The sequence below is a fragment of the Actinoplanes philippinensis genome, assembly GCF_900113015.1.
GTDB lineage: Bacteria > Actinomycetota > Actinomycetes > Mycobacteriales > Micromonosporaceae > Actinoplanes > Actinoplanes philippinensis.
In genome coordinates, this window is sequence record NZ_FONV01000003.1 from 96,650 (window position 1) to 113,415 (window position 16,766).

The following is a 16,766-nucleotide window of genomic DNA, read 5'->3' on the forward strand; positions in this document are numbered from 1 at the left end:
ATGCCGTCTCGCCGCCGGCTGGCCGCGGCCGTGACCGCCCTCCTGGCCACCGGTTGCACCCCGGCCGCCGACGCGCCCGCGCCGCAACCATCGGCATCGGCATCGGCATCGGCGTCGGCGTCGGCGTCGGCGTCGGCGGCCGATCCCCGCTCGGCCCGCGCCCGGATCGCGCTGCCCCGCCCGGCCGGCGCCTGGCCGGGACCGGACGGCCTGTCCGGCGTGAACGGCTTCCCGCTGCTCGACACCGCGTCGGTGACCGCATTCTGCGCCGATCGCGGGCGGCCGTGCGGGATGGCCCAGACCTACACCGACCGCACCGACTACGAGTCGATGACCCGGAACTCGGCCTGGGTGTTCGAGTCGTTCGCCGGCTTCGACGGTGTCCTGGTGATCTCCCAGGCGCTGGTGCCGGACCGGGGCGAGGCGCTGCTGGCGAAGTGCGCGGCCGGCGACTACGACCAGCACTGGCGCGACTTCGGGGCCCTGATGGTCCGGCACGGGCGCGGCGACTCGGTGGTGCGGCTGGGCTGGGAGATGAACGAGTCCTCGATGGCCTGGCGCGGCCTCGACACGAACGCCTACATCGGCTGCTACCGCCGGGCGGCGACCGCGCTCCGGGCAGCGAACCCGCAGGTCACGCTGGACTGGACGATCAACGCGCACAACACTCCGGCCGACCTGTGCGGCGGCCTGAGCACCAACTGCTACCCGGGTGACGAGTACGTCGACGTGATCGGCATCGACAACTACGACCACCACCCCTGGTCACCGACGAAGACCGATTTCGATCGTACGGCCGCGGCGCCGGAGGGTCTGGAGTGGCTGTTCGCGTTCGCCCGCGCGCACGGCAAGCCGTTCTCGGTCGGCGAGTGGGGGGTGATGCCGACCGGGGACGCCGGGAAGGACAACCCCGACTTCGTCCGGTGGATGCACGCCTGGTTCGCCGCCCACGCCCCGTACCTGGCGTACGAGGCGTGGTTCCAGCGCTGCGACGGCACCGTCTCCCAGTCGGCGATCCTGCGGCCCGACGATCCGAAGTGCCTGCCGAACACCGGCTCGTCGCAGGTGTACCGGGAGCTGTTCAGCCGCTGAACCGCGGGTTCCCGGCCATCTCCCGGTACGCGGCGGCCGCGTCCGGCAGCGAGTCCAGCCGCCAGTGCTCGGGATAGCTCGGGTGCGTGTCGGTGTCGAACCACACCACCCCGCCGATCGCCGGCCGCTGCTCCACGTAGGCGGTGAGCTGCCGGATCCAGTCCGCCTTGGTGGCGCCGCCGTAGTCCTTCGACCCCACCTCGGTGATCATGATCGGCTTGCGGGGCGAATACTTCGCGTACACCGGGTCGAACAGGGTCGCCGGCGCCTCCCGGTGCAGGTTGTAGCCGGAGACACCGACCCAGTCGACGTAGTCGTCGCCCGGGTAGTAGGCGTCGATCCGGTTCCACTCCTGCTTCGGGCTGGAGTTCCAGTTGGGGCTCCACACCCAGGACACGTTGTCGGCGCCCTCGCCGTCGAAGACCTTCCGCAGATGCCGGAAGCACTTCACGTACCCCTCGGTGTCCTGCTCGTTCTTGGCCCCGCCCCACCGGTACCAGTCGCCGTTCATCTCCCAGCCCCAGCGCAGCAGGGCAGGCCGGCCGAGATCACGGATCCGCCGGGCGGCCGCGGCGATCAGGTCGTCGGCGTCACCGTCGAGGATCTCGGCGTACTTCGGGCCGCGCCACGACACCATCGGCACCGCGTTCTTCGGCATCCCCTCGATCCGGTCCGGGAGCTTGTCCTCCCAGGCGTAGAAGACGTGGGTGATCCGCTGGTCCCGGCCGAGCTGCTCGCGGCGCAGCTTCGCCGCCTCCGGGTAGGTCAGGCCGTCCAGCCCCAGGTAGGAACCGAGCATCGCCTTGCCCGGGACGAACCGCACGGTCCCGCCCAGGTCGCCGGCCGCCTCGGCGAACGGCGACGGGGTCACCGACGGGGACGGCGCGGGGGTGCCGCCGACCGTGAGCGGGGCCTGGCGGGACGCGGTCTTCCACATGCCGAAGACGCCGGCCGACGACGCGGCGCCCAGCCCGGCCAGGCCGAGCAGGCCCCGCCGGGTCACCCCGCCCTCGGGCGGGCGCCGGTGCCCGCCGGTCACGTCAGGTCCCGGCCGGCCTTACGGGCCAGCTTGCGAACCATCCGCCAGCCCGGCTGGGCGCACTGACGGAGCCGTGCGGCCGGCGTCGCCGCGGTCTGCGCGACCAGAGCGACCAGGTCGGCGCCGGTGTGGTCGGGCGTCGGCTGGAACCGCGGCACCGCGAACCGCCGCTCGGCCGGAGTGTGCGGGCGGCGCCCGACCTCGGTGGCGTTGTCGTGGCCGGAGCGCTCGACGACCCGGCGGACCAGGGGGCTGTGGTAGCCGTGCGGATACGCGAACGACCGCACCCGCCGCTGCAGGCGCTGCTCCAGCTGATCCCGGCTGCTCACCACCTCGTCGCGCAGCTGTGCCGCGGAGAGCACGTCCAGCGGGTGGTGGACGAGGCTGTGGTTGCCGATCTCGATCCCGGCGGCCGCGACCTCGTCCAGCTCGTCCCAGGTCAGCATCGGGCCGAAGTCGCCGGCGTACCGACCGAGCCAGCCGGCGTGCCCGCCCAGATGCCCGACGGAGGCGTAGAGGGTGGCGCCGGCGCCGGCCTTCCGCAGCGCCGGGACGGCCTCGGTGAGGAAGTCGCGGTAGCCGTCGTCGAAGGTGAGCGCGACCATCCGCTCGGTGCTGCCGGCCGCCCGCAGGTCGAGCGCCTCGGTCAGCCCGACCAGGCGGTATCCGGCGCCGGTCAGGGCGGCGAGCTGCTCGCCCAGCCGTTCCGGTGGCACCGCGAGGTCACGCAACGGGCCACCGACCGTGGAGACCGAGTGGTACATCAGCGCGGGCAGCGTGGTCACCGCGTCCTCCCCCATGATCTTGTCTTTCCGGCCGCCAAAGTTACCCGCTGTGACCGCCTCGTCGGGTCCTCCTTTCGACTGGACCTCTGGCCTTTTCACACTACAGCCAGTAATGTCCGAGGCCTTCCACGTCTCCGGCCAGCGCAAACGGCGTCACACGATCATCACTCAAAGTGATATGTGAACCGAAGGCCAACCGGAGACGTATCGGAGGGCAACACCGAAACCGCTCTAAACCCCGGGAGCGCGCACCATGTTCCGCCTCATTCAGTTGCACACCGAAAGCGGCGTCCCACGCATCGGCGTGGACCCCGACGGCTACGCCAGCGCCCGCGCCGCACTGGCCCACTACCGCACCGCCCCGGCGACCTACTTCGCGGTCGGCCGCTTCGACCACGAGGGCACCCTCACCGAGGTGATACTCGACCCGATATGCGGCCTCGACGGCGCCTGCCAGCGCCCCGCGTCGGTGATTCACGCGCAGACGTACGAGCGGCTCTGCGAACGGTGCGCCTCCGGCCTCGACGTGCTCACCGTCCCCCAGCTGGCCCGGCGCCTCGGCATCGCCTGCCGGCTCGCCCCGAGCGTCGCCCGCTTCCGGCAGACCGCGCTCGGCGGCCTGCGTGCCCCCTCCGGCAACCGCATCGCCCGCGAATTCCCCGACCACGTCCACGACCCGGCGTGGCGCCAGGAACTCTGCATCAGCCTCACCCAGAGCCCCACCGCACTGAACGGCCTACTCATCGGGGTCGGCGCGCTCAGCCACCGCCAGGTCCTCGACCTCTTCCCGGCACTGTGCGCCCTCGGCGACGAACTCCCCGACGCCATCCACTCCGACCTCACCCGGGCCACCGCGCGGCCGCTCTCCCCCGCGGGCGTCGCCGGCCTTCGGCTCGGGCTCCGCAACAAACCCTGATGACCCCTTAGCGGTACGGCCTACGCCGGCTCCCGTGGCCACCACGCGACGCAGGCCGTCCTCCCGCCCGACAGCGCGCCTCTCGGGCGAAAGCGATGGGTCACCGTCACCCCGCACCGTGTGGCTCTCACCGTTGTCTCAAGTGCGTGGAGACAACGGTGAGAGCCACACCGGCAACCGCACACGGCCGACGATCCGCGGCGGGCGGCTGCGGCCACGAGCCCGGAACGGCACCCGGACCGGCCGGCACTCGTGCACGGACGGGCGGCGGAGGTGTCACAGGCGCAGGCGCAGGACGGCTCCGGTGTCGCGGCATGTGCTGCAGATGGTGATGTAGGCGTAGCCGCCGCGGATTGCCAGGCCGCCCGGGGAAGTCAGGCCCCTGGTGGCGATCAGGCGGCGGCTGCCCTGGGCGTCGATGCTGGTCAGGGCGTTCTCTTCGAGGACGTAGAGGCGGGCGTCGGGGCCCCATGCCAGATCGACCACGCCGGTGAAGCCGGTTGCCCAGACGGCGGGTGGGTGGCCTGGGGCGACTCGCCAGATACGGGCGGCGGGTGGGCGTACCACGGAGGGGTCGAATCTCTCGCCGACGAACCAGGCGCCGTCCGGGCCCACGGTGACCGAACTCGGCGCCGCCGGAGCGTCGAAGGAGGCGATCGTCCGGAGCCGCCCGCGGGGCGCGAGCCGCACCAGCCGGCGCTCGGCGGCGTCCAGGATCGCCGTGTCCGCGACCGCGACGGGTGACGGCAGCGCGGCCAGCAGGGCGCCGTCCCGGTGCAGGCCGGACGGGCCGGACGTGGCCGTGTGCAGCGGTTCGCCGTCGGGGCCGATCGTCACGTCGGACGGACCGGCGGCGTCGGTGCCGGCCGGGGACGCCTCGGACGGCAGGCCGGAGCGGATTCGCCATTGGCGGCCGAATTCGACGACGGTGACGGCTCCGGACGGGCCGGAGCAGAGTGGGCCGCCGTCGGCGCCGGGGTGGCAGGCCGCCCCGCCGCGGCCGGCTTCGGCGACGTAGAGTTCGCCGCGCCCGCCGAAGGTGAGACCACGCGGATTGTCCAGGCCGCGGGCGACGATCTCGACCGATGGCCGGCCGGTCAGCGGGAGCCCGGGGTCGGCATGACCGGCGATCAGCAGCCCCAGGACAGCAAAATATGAACGGATTGTGAGCAACTAGAACCCCCGTGTAGTCGACTCTCCTCGGACAGGCTCGACGGAACGCCCACGGGGCGCATATCGCCCGAACGGCTCAAGGCCTCCCGGAGTCGGAGATCCGACCCTCGGGCGGGTTACCGGTACGGTCGGCGCATGACGTTCGCCGAACTGGTGTCCCGTGCGCGCGGTCTGGCCGAGGACGGGCGGCGGGCGGTGCTCGGCATCGCCGGGCCACCCGCGGCCGGCAAGACCACCCTGGCGATCGAGCTGGTCGGCGCCCTGTCGGCCGATCCGCCGCCGAGGCTCGGGGCGGACTGGGTGGCGCACGTGCCGATGGACGGCTTCCACCTGGCCGACGTCGAGTTGGACCGGCTCGGGCTGCGGGACCGCAAGGGCGCCCCGGACACGTTCGACGCGTACGGCTACGCGGCACTGCTGCGGCGGCTGATCGAGGACCGCGACGAGATGATCTACGCCCCGGGTTTCGAGCGGACCCTGGAGCAGCCGATCGCCGGGAGCATCCCGGTGCCGCGGAGCACCCGGCTGATCGTGTCCGAGGGCAACTACCTGCTGCTCGACGAGCCCCGCTGGCGCCCGGTCCGGGAGCTGCTGACCGAGGTCTGGTATGCGGAGCTGGAGAACGCCGAGCGGCTGCGGCGGCTGATCGAGCGGCACGTCCGGTACGGCAAGCCGCGGGAGGCCGCGGTGGCGTGGGCGACCGGCACCGACGAGCGCAACGCCGAGCTGATCGTGCCGACGCGGGAGCGGGCCGACCTGATCGTCGGTGTCCTGTCTCCCAGCTGAGAGCCGGCTCAGCGAATTCCGCCGCCGCAGTGGCATGCTTGCCGTCATGTCGGTGGATGAGGCGGTCGAGACCGAGCCGCGCAGGCGCGGGCCCAGGTTCGCGCGTTTCGGTCTGGTTCTGGTCGCGGTGTTGTCGTTGCTGTTCGGTGTGCCGTGGGCGACGCTCGTGTGGTCGGGCAACGACTGGCCGCTGCCGGTCCTCGTCGCGGGCACGCTGCTGTTCGCCGGGGTCGCCGCCGGTTTCCCCTATCTGATGTTCCGCGGTCACGGCGGCCACCGTGACCGCGAGTCCCGGATCGCCGACACGCTGCTCGGCGTGGTGTGGGTGCTGTTCACCTGGTCGCTGATCGGGCAGTTGGCCGGCCTGGTCCTGCTCGTCCTCGGCGTCGACGACCCGATCCGGTCGCGGCTGGTGTCGGCGGGTGTCGTGGTGGTCTCCGCCGGCCTGCTGGTCTGGGGTCACATCGAGGCGATGCGGGTCTCCCGGGTGCGGCGTGTCGACGTGACGATCCCGCGGCTGGGTCCCGGCCTCGACGGGCTGAAGGTCGTGCTGATCACCGACACCCACTACGGGCCGATCGACCGGGCGCGCTGGTCGCGGGGCGTCACCGAGGTGGTCAACTCGCTCGACGCCGACATCGTGGCGCACACCGGCGACATCGCGGACGGCCTGGTCGAGCAGCGGCTGGAGATGGCCGCGCCGCTCGGCGACATCCGCGCCCGGTTCGCGCGGGTCTACGTGACCGGCAACCACGAGTATCACAGCGGCGCGCAGGGCTGGGTCGAGCACATGGAGCACCTCGGCTGGGAGACGCTGCACAACCGGCACGTCCTGGTCACCCGGGGCGGCGACTCGCTGGTGGTGGCGGGGGTCGACGACCGTACGGCGGGGGGCTCCGGGCTGCCCGGCCACCGGACCGACCACGAGGCCGCCCTGGCCGGCGCCGACCCGGATCTGCCGGTGCTGCTGCTCGCCCACCAGCCGCAGCAGATCAAGGACGCGGTGGCGCACGGCGTCGACCTGCAGCTGTCCGGTCACACGCACGGCGGTCAGATGTGGCCGTTCCACTACCTGGTCCTCACCGACCAGCCGAGCCTGCAGGGCCTGTCCCGGCACTCGGAGCGGACGCAGCTCTACACGAGCCGGGGCACCGGTTTCTGGGGGCCGCCGTTCCGGATCTTCGCGCCGAGCGAGATCACGCTGCTCACGCTGCGGTCGGGCCGGCCCGGGAACGGTCGTTGACGCAGCACCTCGCCCGCGAGATCGCCACGACCGCGCTGGGCCGTGATCCGGGGCCGCTGGCCGGGGCGGACAGCCTGTCGCATCAGGTGTTCGTCGGCGCGGACGTGGTGGTCAAGGTGATCGAGGCGGGGCGCCATCCGCGGCTGGAGCGGGAGATCGCGCTGGCTCCGTTTCTGCCGGCCGGGGTGGCGGCGCCGCTGCTCGCCGCGGGTGTCCATCAGGCCGGCGACGGCGAGGTCCGGTTCGCCTGTTATGCACGGATGCCCGGTGACCCGCCGGGGATGGGGCTGCCCCGGGTGGACGCGGTGACCGCGCGGGCGCTGGCCGAGCAGGCGGTCCGGCGTCTGCAAGCCCTGCACGGGTGGACACCGCCGGTGGACGCCGGCCGGATCCTGCGGGAACCGCTCGACCACGGCGGCTTCGCCGGGCGTACCACATTGGTCGGGGAGATCGAGGCCATCGCCGAGGCCGCGCCACCGGCCCTGATCGACGGACTCCTCGCGCTGGCCGGCGACGCGCCGGAGCACGTGCCCACGACGGTTCCGGTGCACGCGGACTGTCACTGGGGCAACTGGCTGGCCGACGGCGACGTGATCACCGCGCTGCTGGACTTCGAGTGGGCCCGGTTCGGTGACCCGATGGACGACTGGTTCTTCGTGATCGCGGACAGCGGGCCGCACCGGCTGACGGTCCTGGACGTGGTGGCCGGGGCGACCGGGACGACGCCGGACGAGCTGCGCGCCGCCTGCGAGTTGCGCCACGCGAGCCACCTGGCCGCCGACGCGCGCCTGGCGGTCACCGACCCGGCGACGCACGGCGCGTTGCTGACCGTCCGGCTGGAGCAACTGCAGGAGGTCATCGGGCGACGGACCTGGTGGAAGTCCTCTGTCGACTGACCCGCGCCGGGCGGATTGTCGGGAATAAACCTGTTGAGACGTGCTCTATGGGCCGAGCAGGATGGGTGCACCGCCTTCCCCTTCGCGCCCTGAGGATTCTTCATGCGTCTGCTTCGCGACCTGTGGGCCACGAGCCGAAGTCGCACCGCGCTCGTCGCGTTCCTGATAGTCATCGGCGCGTCCGGTTCGGCGGGGTCCTTAGCCCTGGCCGGCCCGGTGCTCGTCGACCGTTCGGTCCCGCTTTTCCTGCTGCTGGCCGCGGGCCTGGTCGCGTCGGTGATCACCGATGTGGTGGTGGGCCTGGTCGCGTCGACCCTGACCGCCGACTGGGCCGCCAGGACCCGCCGGACCCTCAACCGGGTGGCGTTCGGCCAGGACATCCCCACCCTGGAGAACACCCCGGTCGGCGAGCTGCTCGACCGCATCGACTCCGACGTCTACCAGGTGGGCTCCGACCTGCGGGGCAGCGGCGTACGCCTGGCGCAGTCGCTGGCGGTGGCCACGCTCTCCGTGGTGACCACGTTCTTCGTGTGGTGGCCGGCCGCGCTCGCGATGATCGCGGTGGCGACGCTGCTGTTCGTGGTGATGAACAAGCCGGTCCAGCGGATCGGGCCGGTCCGCATCGCCGAGGAGGAGGCCTGGTCGGACCTGGCCGCGGTGATGGAGGAGGCCATCCACGGGCAGGACGATGTGCGTACCAGCCTGGCCGCGCCGTACGTCCGCCGCCTCTACGCCCTGCGCTCGGCCGAGGTCCTGCGCCGTGGCCGCCGGGTGTGGCGGATGTCGGCGAAGGTGACCATGACCGCCGGCGGGATCAGCCGCGCGCTGATCGCGTCACTGGTGGTCGGCGGCGCCTGGGCGCTGATGACCGGCCACATCGGCGCGTCCCGGCTGACCGCGGTGTGGCTGCTCGCGCTCGGTTTCGGCGGCACCCTGGAGCACCTGACCCGGATGGTGCCGGAGATGCAGAACGCGCTGGGCGCCTGGGGCCGGGTGCGGCTGCTGACCGAGGTGGCGCAGGAGCCGGTCGACGGGGTGGCCCCGGTCGACGGCGACCTGGTGGTGCGCGATCTGACCTTCCGCTACGGCGAGTCGGACGGCAGCCGGCCGCCGGCGCTGCGCGGGGTCAGCGTGACCTTCGCACGCGGCCGGTCGTACGCGTTGATCGGCCGGACCGGCTCCGGCAAGTCGACGCTGGCGAAGGTGCTGACCCGGGCCGTCGACGTGCCCCGCGGGACGGTCTTCCTGGGCGGCATCGACATCAACGACATCAGTGTCGAGGCGCTGCGCCGGCGGACCGCGATCGTCCCGCAGCGTACCGAGATCCTGGCCGGCACGCTGGCCGAGAACATCGCGCTGTTCGACCGTGACCTGCAGCCGCGGGCCGGGGCGGCGCTGGACGAGCTGGGCCTGACCGCCTGGGTCGCCGGCCTGCCGGACGGCCTGGACACCCGGCTCGGCGAGGGCGGCTACAAGCTGTCGGCCGGGCAGGAGCAACTGGTGGCGTTCGCCCGGATCCTGGTCCGGGACCCGCAGGTGGTGATCCTCGACGAGGCGACCGCCCGGATGGACCCGGTCACCGAGTCATGGGTGCAGCGGGCCACCGACCGGCTGCTGGAGGGCCGGATCGGCGTGATCGTGGCGCACCGCCTGTCGTCGGTGCAGCGCTGCGACGAGGTCGTGGTGCTGGCCGACGGCGAGGTCCTGGAGCAGGGGCCGCTGCGCGAGTCGCGCCGCTTCGCCGAGCTGATGGCGAGCAGCAACCTCGCGGTGCCGGCCCCGGCGGGTGGCGGCGGGGTGCTGCTGGAGGAGCGTGACTGGGACACCGGGATGCGCGAGGAGCTGGGCCCGGACGCGCTGTCGAACCCCCTGCCCACGGTGGAGCCGCCGGCGCTGCCGGAACCCCCGCGTTCGCACACGATGCGCGAGATCGTCCGGCTGGCCACCAACGACAAGCGGTACGGCCTGGGCGCCTGCGTGTTCTTCCTGGGCCTGGTGCTGCTCGGCTTCGACGGCGCGATCCTGCCGCTGCTGTGGGCGAACGTCGTCGACGGCATGGGCAACCCGCTGCTGCCGGCGCTCGGCATCGCCGTCGGCCTGCTCGCGCTGATCCCGTCGCTCTACTACACCGGGGCGTGGTTCCCGGAGTGGTGGGTGCGGCAGATGCTGCGGATCAGCCTGCGCCTGCTGCACGGGCAGATCGGCCCGCGCCGGGTCAGCAAGCACACCCCGGCCGAGGTGGTGGCGCAGGGCGGTGACACCGAGCGGGTGGTCCAGCTGGCCGACAACGTCATCGACAACACCATCGCGCTGTTCGCGCTGGCGTCGATGACGATCTTCTCGCAGTCGATCGTGCCGGGGCTGTTCTTCGCCGGGACGATGGTGCTGTCCGGGCTGGCGGCGACGCTGTTCGGGCCGCGGCTGGAGAGGGCGGCCCGCAAGACGGTGGCCGCCCGGGCCGCGTTCGCGACATCGCTGGTGTCCTCGCTGTCGGCGGCGCGCACGGTGAAACTGGCCGGCGCGACCGATCCGGTGCTGGCGCATCTGGCCGACCTCGACGCCACCCGCAGCGAACTGCAGCGCCGGGAGATCGCGATCCAGGTGTGGGCACGGTCCACGCCGTCGATCGCGAGCGGTCTGCTGCCGATCGCGGCGTGGGCGCTCTATCTGGCCGGTCACCTGACCCCGGCGGCGGCGCTGATCGCGGTGTCGGTGCTCGGCGCGGCCCGCTGGTTCGCGTGGACGACGGCGTCGCTGGTGTCGCACTTCCCGTCGGCGAAGGTGTGGACGAACCGGACGGCCGCGATGACCGGCACGTCGGAGTACTCGGCCGACGTGTCCGGTGTGGACATCTCGGCCGGGACGGCGCCGGCGCCGCCGACGGCGCCCCGCAACCCGCTGCGCACGCTGCAGCTGTCTGGCTTCAGCGCGGTGCACGAGAACGGAGCACTGGGGGTACGCGACGTCGACCTCACCGTCGAACGCGGTGAGCTGGTGCTGGTGCTCGGCCCGGTCGGAGCCGGCAAGTCGTCGCTGCTGCGGGCGCTCGCCGGGATCGTGCACCACACCGGCGAGCTGCGCTGGAACGGTGACCCGGTGGACGAGCCGGAGATCTTCCTGCGGCCGAACCAGGTCGGCTACGTGGCGCAGCTGCCGCGGGTGCTGTCCGGGACGGTGGCCGACAACATCCAGCTCGGGCACGAGGTGGACGCGGCCGGCGCGGTGTCGGTGGCGCAGCTGGAGCACGACCTGGCCGCGGCCGGTGGTGGCCTGCAGCTGCTGATCGGGCACAAGGGCACCCGGCTCTCCGGTGGCCAGCTGCAGCGGCTGGCGCTGGCCCGGGCGCTCGCGCCGCGGACCGAGCTGCTGATCGCCGACGACGTCTCGTCCGCGCTGGACGTGACGACGGAGCTGGAGCTGTGGCGGGCGCTGCGCTCGCACGGGGTGACGGTGGTCGGCTCGACCTCGAAACGGGCCGCCCTGGCCCAGGCCGACCGGGTGGTCGTGCTGATCGGCGGCCGCGTCGAGGACCAGGGCACCTGGGACGAGCTGGCCGACCGCTGGGGTCACCTGGCCGGCTGAGCACCGCTAGGTTGGGCGGCGTGCGAGCGTTCGTCCTGCTGAAACCGGACTGCCTGCGGCGCGGTCTGGGCGGTGATGTGGAACGGGCCGCCGTAGCGGCCGGCCTGACGATCGACGGGCGGAGAGCGGTGACGCTCTCCCCCGCCGACGTCCGGTATCTGTGGTCGGAGTACTCCGACGCCGGGCACAGTCTCACGCTGGGTTTCCTGGACCGCTACCTCACCACCGGGCCGTCCGCGCTGCTGCTGGTCAGCGGCCCGGACGCGTTCGAGGCCGCCCGGCGGGTGAAGCGGGAGATCCGGTCGCGGCACGCCGACGGCCCGTTCGCCAACGTCGTGCACGCCGCCGAGTGGCCCGGCGAACTCGCCCGGCAGCGCGACCACCTGCTCGGCCTCGACAACGCCGACCCGCCGGTCAGCCCGCCGCGCCCGCCGGGCCTGGACTTCCGCGCCCTGGTCGACGTGCCGGCCCTGGTCGCCGAGGTGTGGCCGCGGATCCAGGGCGTGCCCGCCGACCCCGGCCCGCACCGGCTCGACGACGGGGCCGGGGCCGTCGTCCTCGGGCCGGACCGCGACCACACCCTCGACTCGACGGTCACCGCGCTGTGGCACGCGCTGCCCGGCGTCGCACCGGCGCGGGCGGTCCTGCTGGCCCTGCACAGCGGCTGGTCGGGTGGTACCCCGGTGGCCGTCGGCGGCCGGGCCGCCCGTCAGCGCTGCCTGCGGGCCCTGCGGGAGCACGGCATCCGCAACTGCTCCGATCAGCGCTGAAGCCGGTTGGCCAGCCACTCGACGGCGAGCGGATAGCGCCAGTCGATGCCGCCGTGCTTCGCCGGGAACAGCTCGAACGCGATCCGGTCCTCCGGCACGCCGATCCGCAGCAGCCCGGCCCGGAACGCCTCCGCGCCCAGGTCCAGGAACCACTCGTCGCGGGTGCCGGCGTCGATCCACACCGCCCGCAGGGAGCGCAGCTCGTCGGCGTACCTGTCGATCATCCGGATCGGGTCCCAGTGCAGCCACCGCTGCCACACCTCGGGCAGCAGCTCGCCGGTCCGCGGGTTGAAGGGCAGGCGAGGGGTGCCGTCCGGGTCGGCCGAGAACGCCGCCGTGCAGCCCAGGACGAGGACGAGGAGCATGTCCTCCTCCTTGGTGAACGCGACCCGGGACTGGAAGTCCTTCCAGTACGCCAGGATGTCGTGGTCGTAGTCGCGCAGCGCCCGGGCGGCCTTGGCGAACTCGTTGAGGTAGCAGTACTCGTAGAGCGCGTCGCCGGCGTGGGTGGCCAGCGCGCCGAACAGGTCCGGGCGCAGCATCGGCGTGATCATCGCCCCGAACCCGCCGGACGACTTGCCGGTGATGGCCCGTGACTCCCGGTCGGCGATCGTACGGTAGTTGGCGTCCACATACGGCACCACCTCGTCGCAGAGGTAGGTGTGGTAGTTGCCGGTGCCCGGGGAGTCGACGAACTGCGAGCCGCCGTACGCCGTCCACGCGTCCACGTAGACGAGGATGCAGCCCGGCGCCCTGCCCTGCGCGAACACCTGGTCGGCGGTCTCCACGAACGGCTGGCGGAACGGGGTCCGGTTCCCCCACATCGCCACCTGGCCGGAATAGCCTTGGATGACGTAGATCGTGGGGTAACGGTGGTCGCCGTCCGGTTCGTAGCCGGGCGGGGTGTACACCCAGAGCGGCCGCTCGTGCGGGTCACCGAGAACGTTGCCGCGAAGCGCCTGGGAATCGATCGTGTCGTGATGCAGGGTCCCCGCGAGCTCACTGGTCCATATCGACATGCCCCCGAGTCAACTATCTTTTCCCGATGACCGCACCCAGGTTGGCTTGGCTCGACGGGCTCCGTGCCGTGGCCGTCCTGTTGGTGGTCTATGCACATCTGACCCGTTTCGTCTTCACCGATCTGCGGGCTGTCACCGGCGAGTGGCTGCATGCCGGCCCCGCCGGCGTGATGCTGTTCTTCCTGGTCAGCGGCTATATCATCCCGGCGTCGCTGGAGCGGCACGGTGATCTCCGGGCGTTCTGGCGCAGCCGGGTCCGGCGACTCTTCCCGCTCTACCTCGCCGCGATCGCGGTCCTTGCCGTCGCGCACCCGCCGGCGGACCCGCTGGCCACGGCGGTCGGGCACGCTACGATGCTGCCGTTCCTGGCCGGTGTGCCGCTGATCACAGCGGTGTTCTGGACGCTCTCCTTCGAGATGGCGTTCTACCTTCTCGTCACGACCCTTTTCACGGTACGGGCCACCCGCTCGATCCTCCCGCCGGTCGTCCTGGCACTGGCCGGGGCGGCCACCACGCCGCTGGTCCCGCTGCGGTTCGGCGAGGTGCCGGTGGTGACCGCCGCGGTCCTGGCGCTCGGCCTGGCCGGTGCGGTGTCCGGGCGGCGCTGGGCCGAGGTGGCCGGCGGGCTGCTGCTCGGCGGGCTGGCCCTGGCGCTGCTGCTGTTCAACATGGATCCGGCGCACGCGCACGACGGCCTGCTGATCGTCGCCGTGATGTTCACCGGCACCGTGATCCACCGCGCCGACCACGGGCGGACGTCCTGGTGGCGGGCCGGCGCGGTGATCACCGTGGTGGCCGGGTCGCTGCTGTTCGCGTGGATCGGCGAGCTGGCCACGCTGCACGCGCTGACGCCGCGCTACATCGCCCGCTCGGTGATCACCCTGCTGGTCTTCGGCGGCTCCTTCGCCGCCGGGATGCTGCTGCGCCACCGGCACACCCCGGCCTGGCTCGCCCGGATCGGCGTGATCAGCTACTCGGTCTACCTGGTCCACTACGCCCTGATCGAGCTGGGCCGCCCGCTGCTCTCCGCCGACGTCCCCGACCCGGTGATCGCGGCCGGCTATCTCGCGGCGGTGTTCGGCATCTCCTGGCTGACCCACCGCTACATCGAGGTCCCCGGCCAGCGGTTAGGGTCGGCGCGTGTCGATCCCCTTCCGCTGGCAACTGTCGGACGCGAACACCGAGGCGCAGATCGCTGAGTGCATGGAGATCGACGGTCTCTTCACCGATCTGACGTTCCCGCTCGATCCGGTCTACGAGCGTTGGACCCTGCTGGGCTGCGAGCCGTCCGGCCGGTTACGGGCCGCGATCGGCGGCGCTGAACCGTCCTGGTTCGGCAATCTGATCCTCGAGGCGCCGGAGTCCTGGAGTCCCGTGGACACGCTGGAGTCCCTGCTCGACGTCCGGATCATCGGGCACCGGCCGGCCGCCGACGGATCCGGGCGGCTCGACGTCGAGATCGAGGGTCATCGTGAGCCCGACACCGCCAACGCCGGCGGCAGCGTGGCTCCCGGCATTCCGCACTGGCTGCTGTTCGACGGCGACCAGCCTGTGGGCGAGTGTCGTGCCGTGGCCGGGTTGTTCCATGAACGTCCGCCGGCCTGGCCACCGGGTCCTCCGGTGACGCTGCGCGGCTGCCGCCCCGGGCCGGCCGGTTTCGTCGAGGCCGAGGTGTCCCATGTGCGCGTCGACGGCACGGTCCACGATCTGAGCTGGCAGCAGCGGATCGTCGGGCAGGTGATCGCCACGTCCCCGTCCGCGCTCGGTGACGGTCTCGTCGATGTCGCCCTGGACGCCCGGGTGCCGGAGCCGCTGGCCGCCAACGAAAGGCCGCTGTGGGACATGTGGCGAGCCGGTGGGCCGGCCGAGCCCGACCAGTGGGCCGCCCTCGATCGCAGTGGCCGCTACCTGTGGGTGCAGACCGCCGCCGTCCATCGTCGCCGGGCACCGGACAAGCCCGACGGAACGGTCTACCACCTGGACGGACGGCACGTCACCGACCTTGACGCGTTCTACTGCGCGATCGGGGAGGCGATCAACGGGCCCGGCGGCTGGTTCGGCGGCGACCTGTTCTGGCTGCACGAGAACGCCGTCACCGGCGGCGGCGGCGCGACCCCCGGGTTTCGCATGATCTGGCACGACTCCGACGTGGCGCGCCGCCACCTGGTGGCTGGTTACGACCGGAAGAGCTGGACGGCCGCCGTCACGCTCGACGGACTGGTCGCCTACCTCGGCCGGGACGGGGTACAGGTCGAGCTGCGCTGAGGGTCACAGGTGGCGGTCGAGCCAGGTGACGGCCTCGTCCTGCATCTCGGCGGTGAAGACGTGGCCCAGGCCGGGCCACGTCTCGGTCCGCAGGCGGTGGGCGGCGCGCTGATCGGACCACACGCGGGCGAGCTTGGCGTGCGCGACGGCGACCCCCTCGGCGGTGAAGAGCGGGTCCAGCTCGCCGCCCGTCACGAACATCGGGCGGGGCGCGGCCAGGCTCGCCACGTCCGGGATGTCGAGGTGCCGGTAGAGGCCCGGATGCAGCATGTAGAAGGCGGACTGGCCGCGCAGGGTGTTGTTGCCGGGCACCATCATCTCCTTGAGACCGGTCATCCAGCAGACGGCGACGGTGGCGGCGATGTGGTCGGAGAGCGCGGCGACCTGCCAGGCCCGGTAACCGCCCATGGAGAAGCCGACGGCGGCGATCCGTCGCGGGTCGACCTCGGGCACGGTGGCCAGGAAGGCGGCGGCGCGGGCGTCCTCGCGGGCCATCAGCCCGGCCGGTGACGAGCCGAGGTTGAACAGGTTGCTCGCCAGGGCCTGCTGGTTCTCGTAGGTGAGCCCGCTCCGGTCGCTCCAGCCGAGCGCGTCGACGGCGAGGACCGCGTAGCCGTTGCGGGCGAGGTGGTCGCCGGGGAACCGGTCGCTGAAGTAGCGGGTCGCCCAGGCCTGCGCGGAGGCGAGACGAGTGTCGTCGTACCACGGCTGAATGAGTTTTTCCTTGCCGATGTCGAACTTGGCGCCGTGATCGTGGAGCAGGAGCGCGGCCGGGAACGGCCCGGGGCCGTCGGGCACCAGCATGGTCGCGCGGACCCGGCTGTGGCGGGTGAGGTCGAGGACGATCTGGCGGCGGCGGTATCCGGGGCCGGCCTGCTCGTCGATGATCTCCGGGGCGAACGGGGTGTGATCGGCGGGCTCGCAGAGCAGGCTCTCGAACTGGTGGCGGGCACGGCGTTTCCAGCCACGGAAGTCCCGGTCGTGGGCGCGCGGCCAGGCGAGGGGGAAGGTCAGCTCGTCCTTGAGGCGCTCGTGGAAGACCGGGAGGTTGCCGGTGACCACCGACGGGCCCTCGAATCCGGCGGCGGCCAGGGCGTCGGTCAGGTGCGGCGCGGCGAGGGCGGCAGCGGCGGGCAGGGAGAGCACGGAGCGACGCTTCATAGCGATTCCCTCTCATCGATGGAATCCCGACGCTAGAAA

14 protein-coding genes are annotated in these 16,766 nt (G+C 72.4%); 9 read left to right on the top strand and 5 right to left on the bottom strand.

Annotation, left to right across the window (positions count from 1 at the left end; translation table 11 throughout):
- Positions 1-1,092 (top strand): glycosyl hydrolase, encoded by a 1,092-nt coding sequence (locus BM290_RS07370; RefSeq protein WP_093611385.1) that lies wholly within the window; start codon positions 1-3, stop codon positions 1,090-1,092.
- Here the strand turns inward: BM290_RS07370 and BM290_RS07375 are convergent.
- Complete coding sequence (locus tag BM290_RS07375) at positions 1,082-2,131, bottom strand: glycoside hydrolase family 26 protein (RefSeq protein WP_093611387.1); 1,050 nt, start codon at positions 2,129-2,131, stop codon at positions 1,082-1,084. The genes BM290_RS07370 and BM290_RS07375 overlap by 11 nt on opposite strands.
- Positions 2,128-2,931: a polysaccharide deacetylase family protein gene (locus BM290_RS07380; RefSeq protein ID WP_093611389.1), complete on the bottom strand. Its 804-nt coding sequence runs from the start codon at positions 2,929-2,931 to the stop codon at positions 2,128-2,130. Before BM290_RS07380 ends, BM290_RS07375 begins: the two co-directional genes overlap by 4 nt.
- A gap of 238 nt (positions 2,932-3,169) precedes the next feature.
- On the opposite strand from BM290_RS07380, the gene BM290_RS07385 reads away from it, so the two are divergent.
- Positions 3,170-3,832 (top strand): hypothetical protein, encoded by a 663-nt coding sequence (locus BM290_RS07385; protein WP_093611391.1) that lies wholly within the window; start codon positions 3,170-3,172, stop codon positions 3,830-3,832.
- Positions 3,833-4,108: 276 nt separating this feature from the next.
- Here the strand turns inward: BM290_RS07385 and BM290_RS07390 are convergent, their stop codons facing one another.
- Positions 4,109-5,005 (bottom strand): ScyD/ScyE family protein, encoded by an 897-nt coding sequence (locus tag BM290_RS07390; RefSeq protein WP_093611393.1) that lies wholly within the window; start codon positions 5,003-5,005, stop codon positions 4,109-4,111.
- A gap of 135 nt (positions 5,006-5,140) precedes the next feature.
- Here BM290_RS07390 and BM290_RS07395 point away from each other — a divergent pair, with 135 nt between their 5' ends.
- The 5 genes from BM290_RS07395 (at position 5,141) to BM290_RS07415 (ending at position 12,282) form a co-directional block, all read left to right on the top strand.
- Positions 5,141-5,791: a nucleoside/nucleotide kinase family protein gene (locus BM290_RS07395; RefSeq protein WP_093611395.1), complete on the top strand. Its 651-nt coding sequence runs from the start codon at positions 5,141-5,143 to the stop codon at positions 5,789-5,791.
- A gap of 46 nt (positions 5,792-5,837) precedes the next feature.
- A complete protein-coding gene (locus tag BM290_RS07400) occupies positions 5,838-7,034 on the top strand; it encodes a metallophosphoesterase (protein WP_177319625.1) in 1,197 nt (398 codons plus the stop codon).
- Entirely contained in the window at positions 7,031-7,930 is a 900-nt protein-coding gene (locus tag BM290_RS48170; RefSeq protein ID WP_093611399.1) for a phosphotransferase family protein, read from the top strand. The genes BM290_RS07400 and BM290_RS48170 overlap by 4 nt, the downstream gene beginning before the upstream one ends.
- A 102-nt stretch (positions 7,931-8,032) precedes the next feature.
- Positions 8,033-11,512, top strand: coding sequence for an ABC transporter ATP-binding protein (locus BM290_RS07410; protein WP_093611401.1), 3,480 nt, complete (start codon positions 8,033-8,035; stop codon positions 11,510-11,512).
- A 20-nt stretch (positions 11,513-11,532) separates the two neighbouring features.
- On the top strand, positions 11,533-12,282 hold the full coding sequence (locus tag BM290_RS07415; protein ID WP_177319626.1) for a nucleoside-diphosphate kinase: 750 nt from the start codon (positions 11,533-11,535) through the stop codon (positions 12,280-12,282).
- Here BM290_RS07415 and BM290_RS07420 read toward each other — a convergent pair.
- A complete protein-coding gene (locus BM290_RS07420) occupies positions 12,273-13,301 on the bottom strand; it encodes an alpha/beta hydrolase-fold protein (RefSeq protein WP_093611405.1) in 1,029 nt (342 codons plus the stop codon). The genes BM290_RS07415 and BM290_RS07420 overlap by 10 nt on opposite strands.
- A gap of 26 nt (positions 13,302-13,327) precedes the next feature.
- Here BM290_RS07420 and BM290_RS07425 point away from each other — a divergent pair, with 26 nt between their 5' ends.
- The gene (locus BM290_RS07425; protein WP_093611407.1) at positions 13,328-14,500 is read left to right on the top strand and encodes an acyltransferase family protein; all 1,173 of its coding nucleotides are present in this window, start codon (positions 13,328-13,330) and stop codon (positions 14,498-14,500) included.
- Positions 14,442-15,566 carry a barstar family protein gene (locus tag BM290_RS49050; RefSeq protein WP_093611409.1) on the top strand — a complete coding sequence of 375 codons (1,125 nt, stop codon included), beginning with the start codon at positions 14,442-14,444 and terminating at the stop codon, positions 15,564-15,566. Before BM290_RS07425 ends, BM290_RS49050 begins: the two co-directional genes overlap by 59 nt.
- A 3-nt stretch (positions 15,567-15,569) precedes the next feature.
- On the opposite strand, the gene BM290_RS07435 is transcribed toward BM290_RS49050, so the two are convergent.
- A complete protein-coding gene (locus BM290_RS07435) occupies positions 15,570-16,727 on the bottom strand; it encodes a dienelactone hydrolase family protein (RefSeq protein WP_093611411.1) in 1,158 nt (385 codons plus the stop codon).
- Positions 16,728-16,766 lie beyond the last annotated feature (39 nt).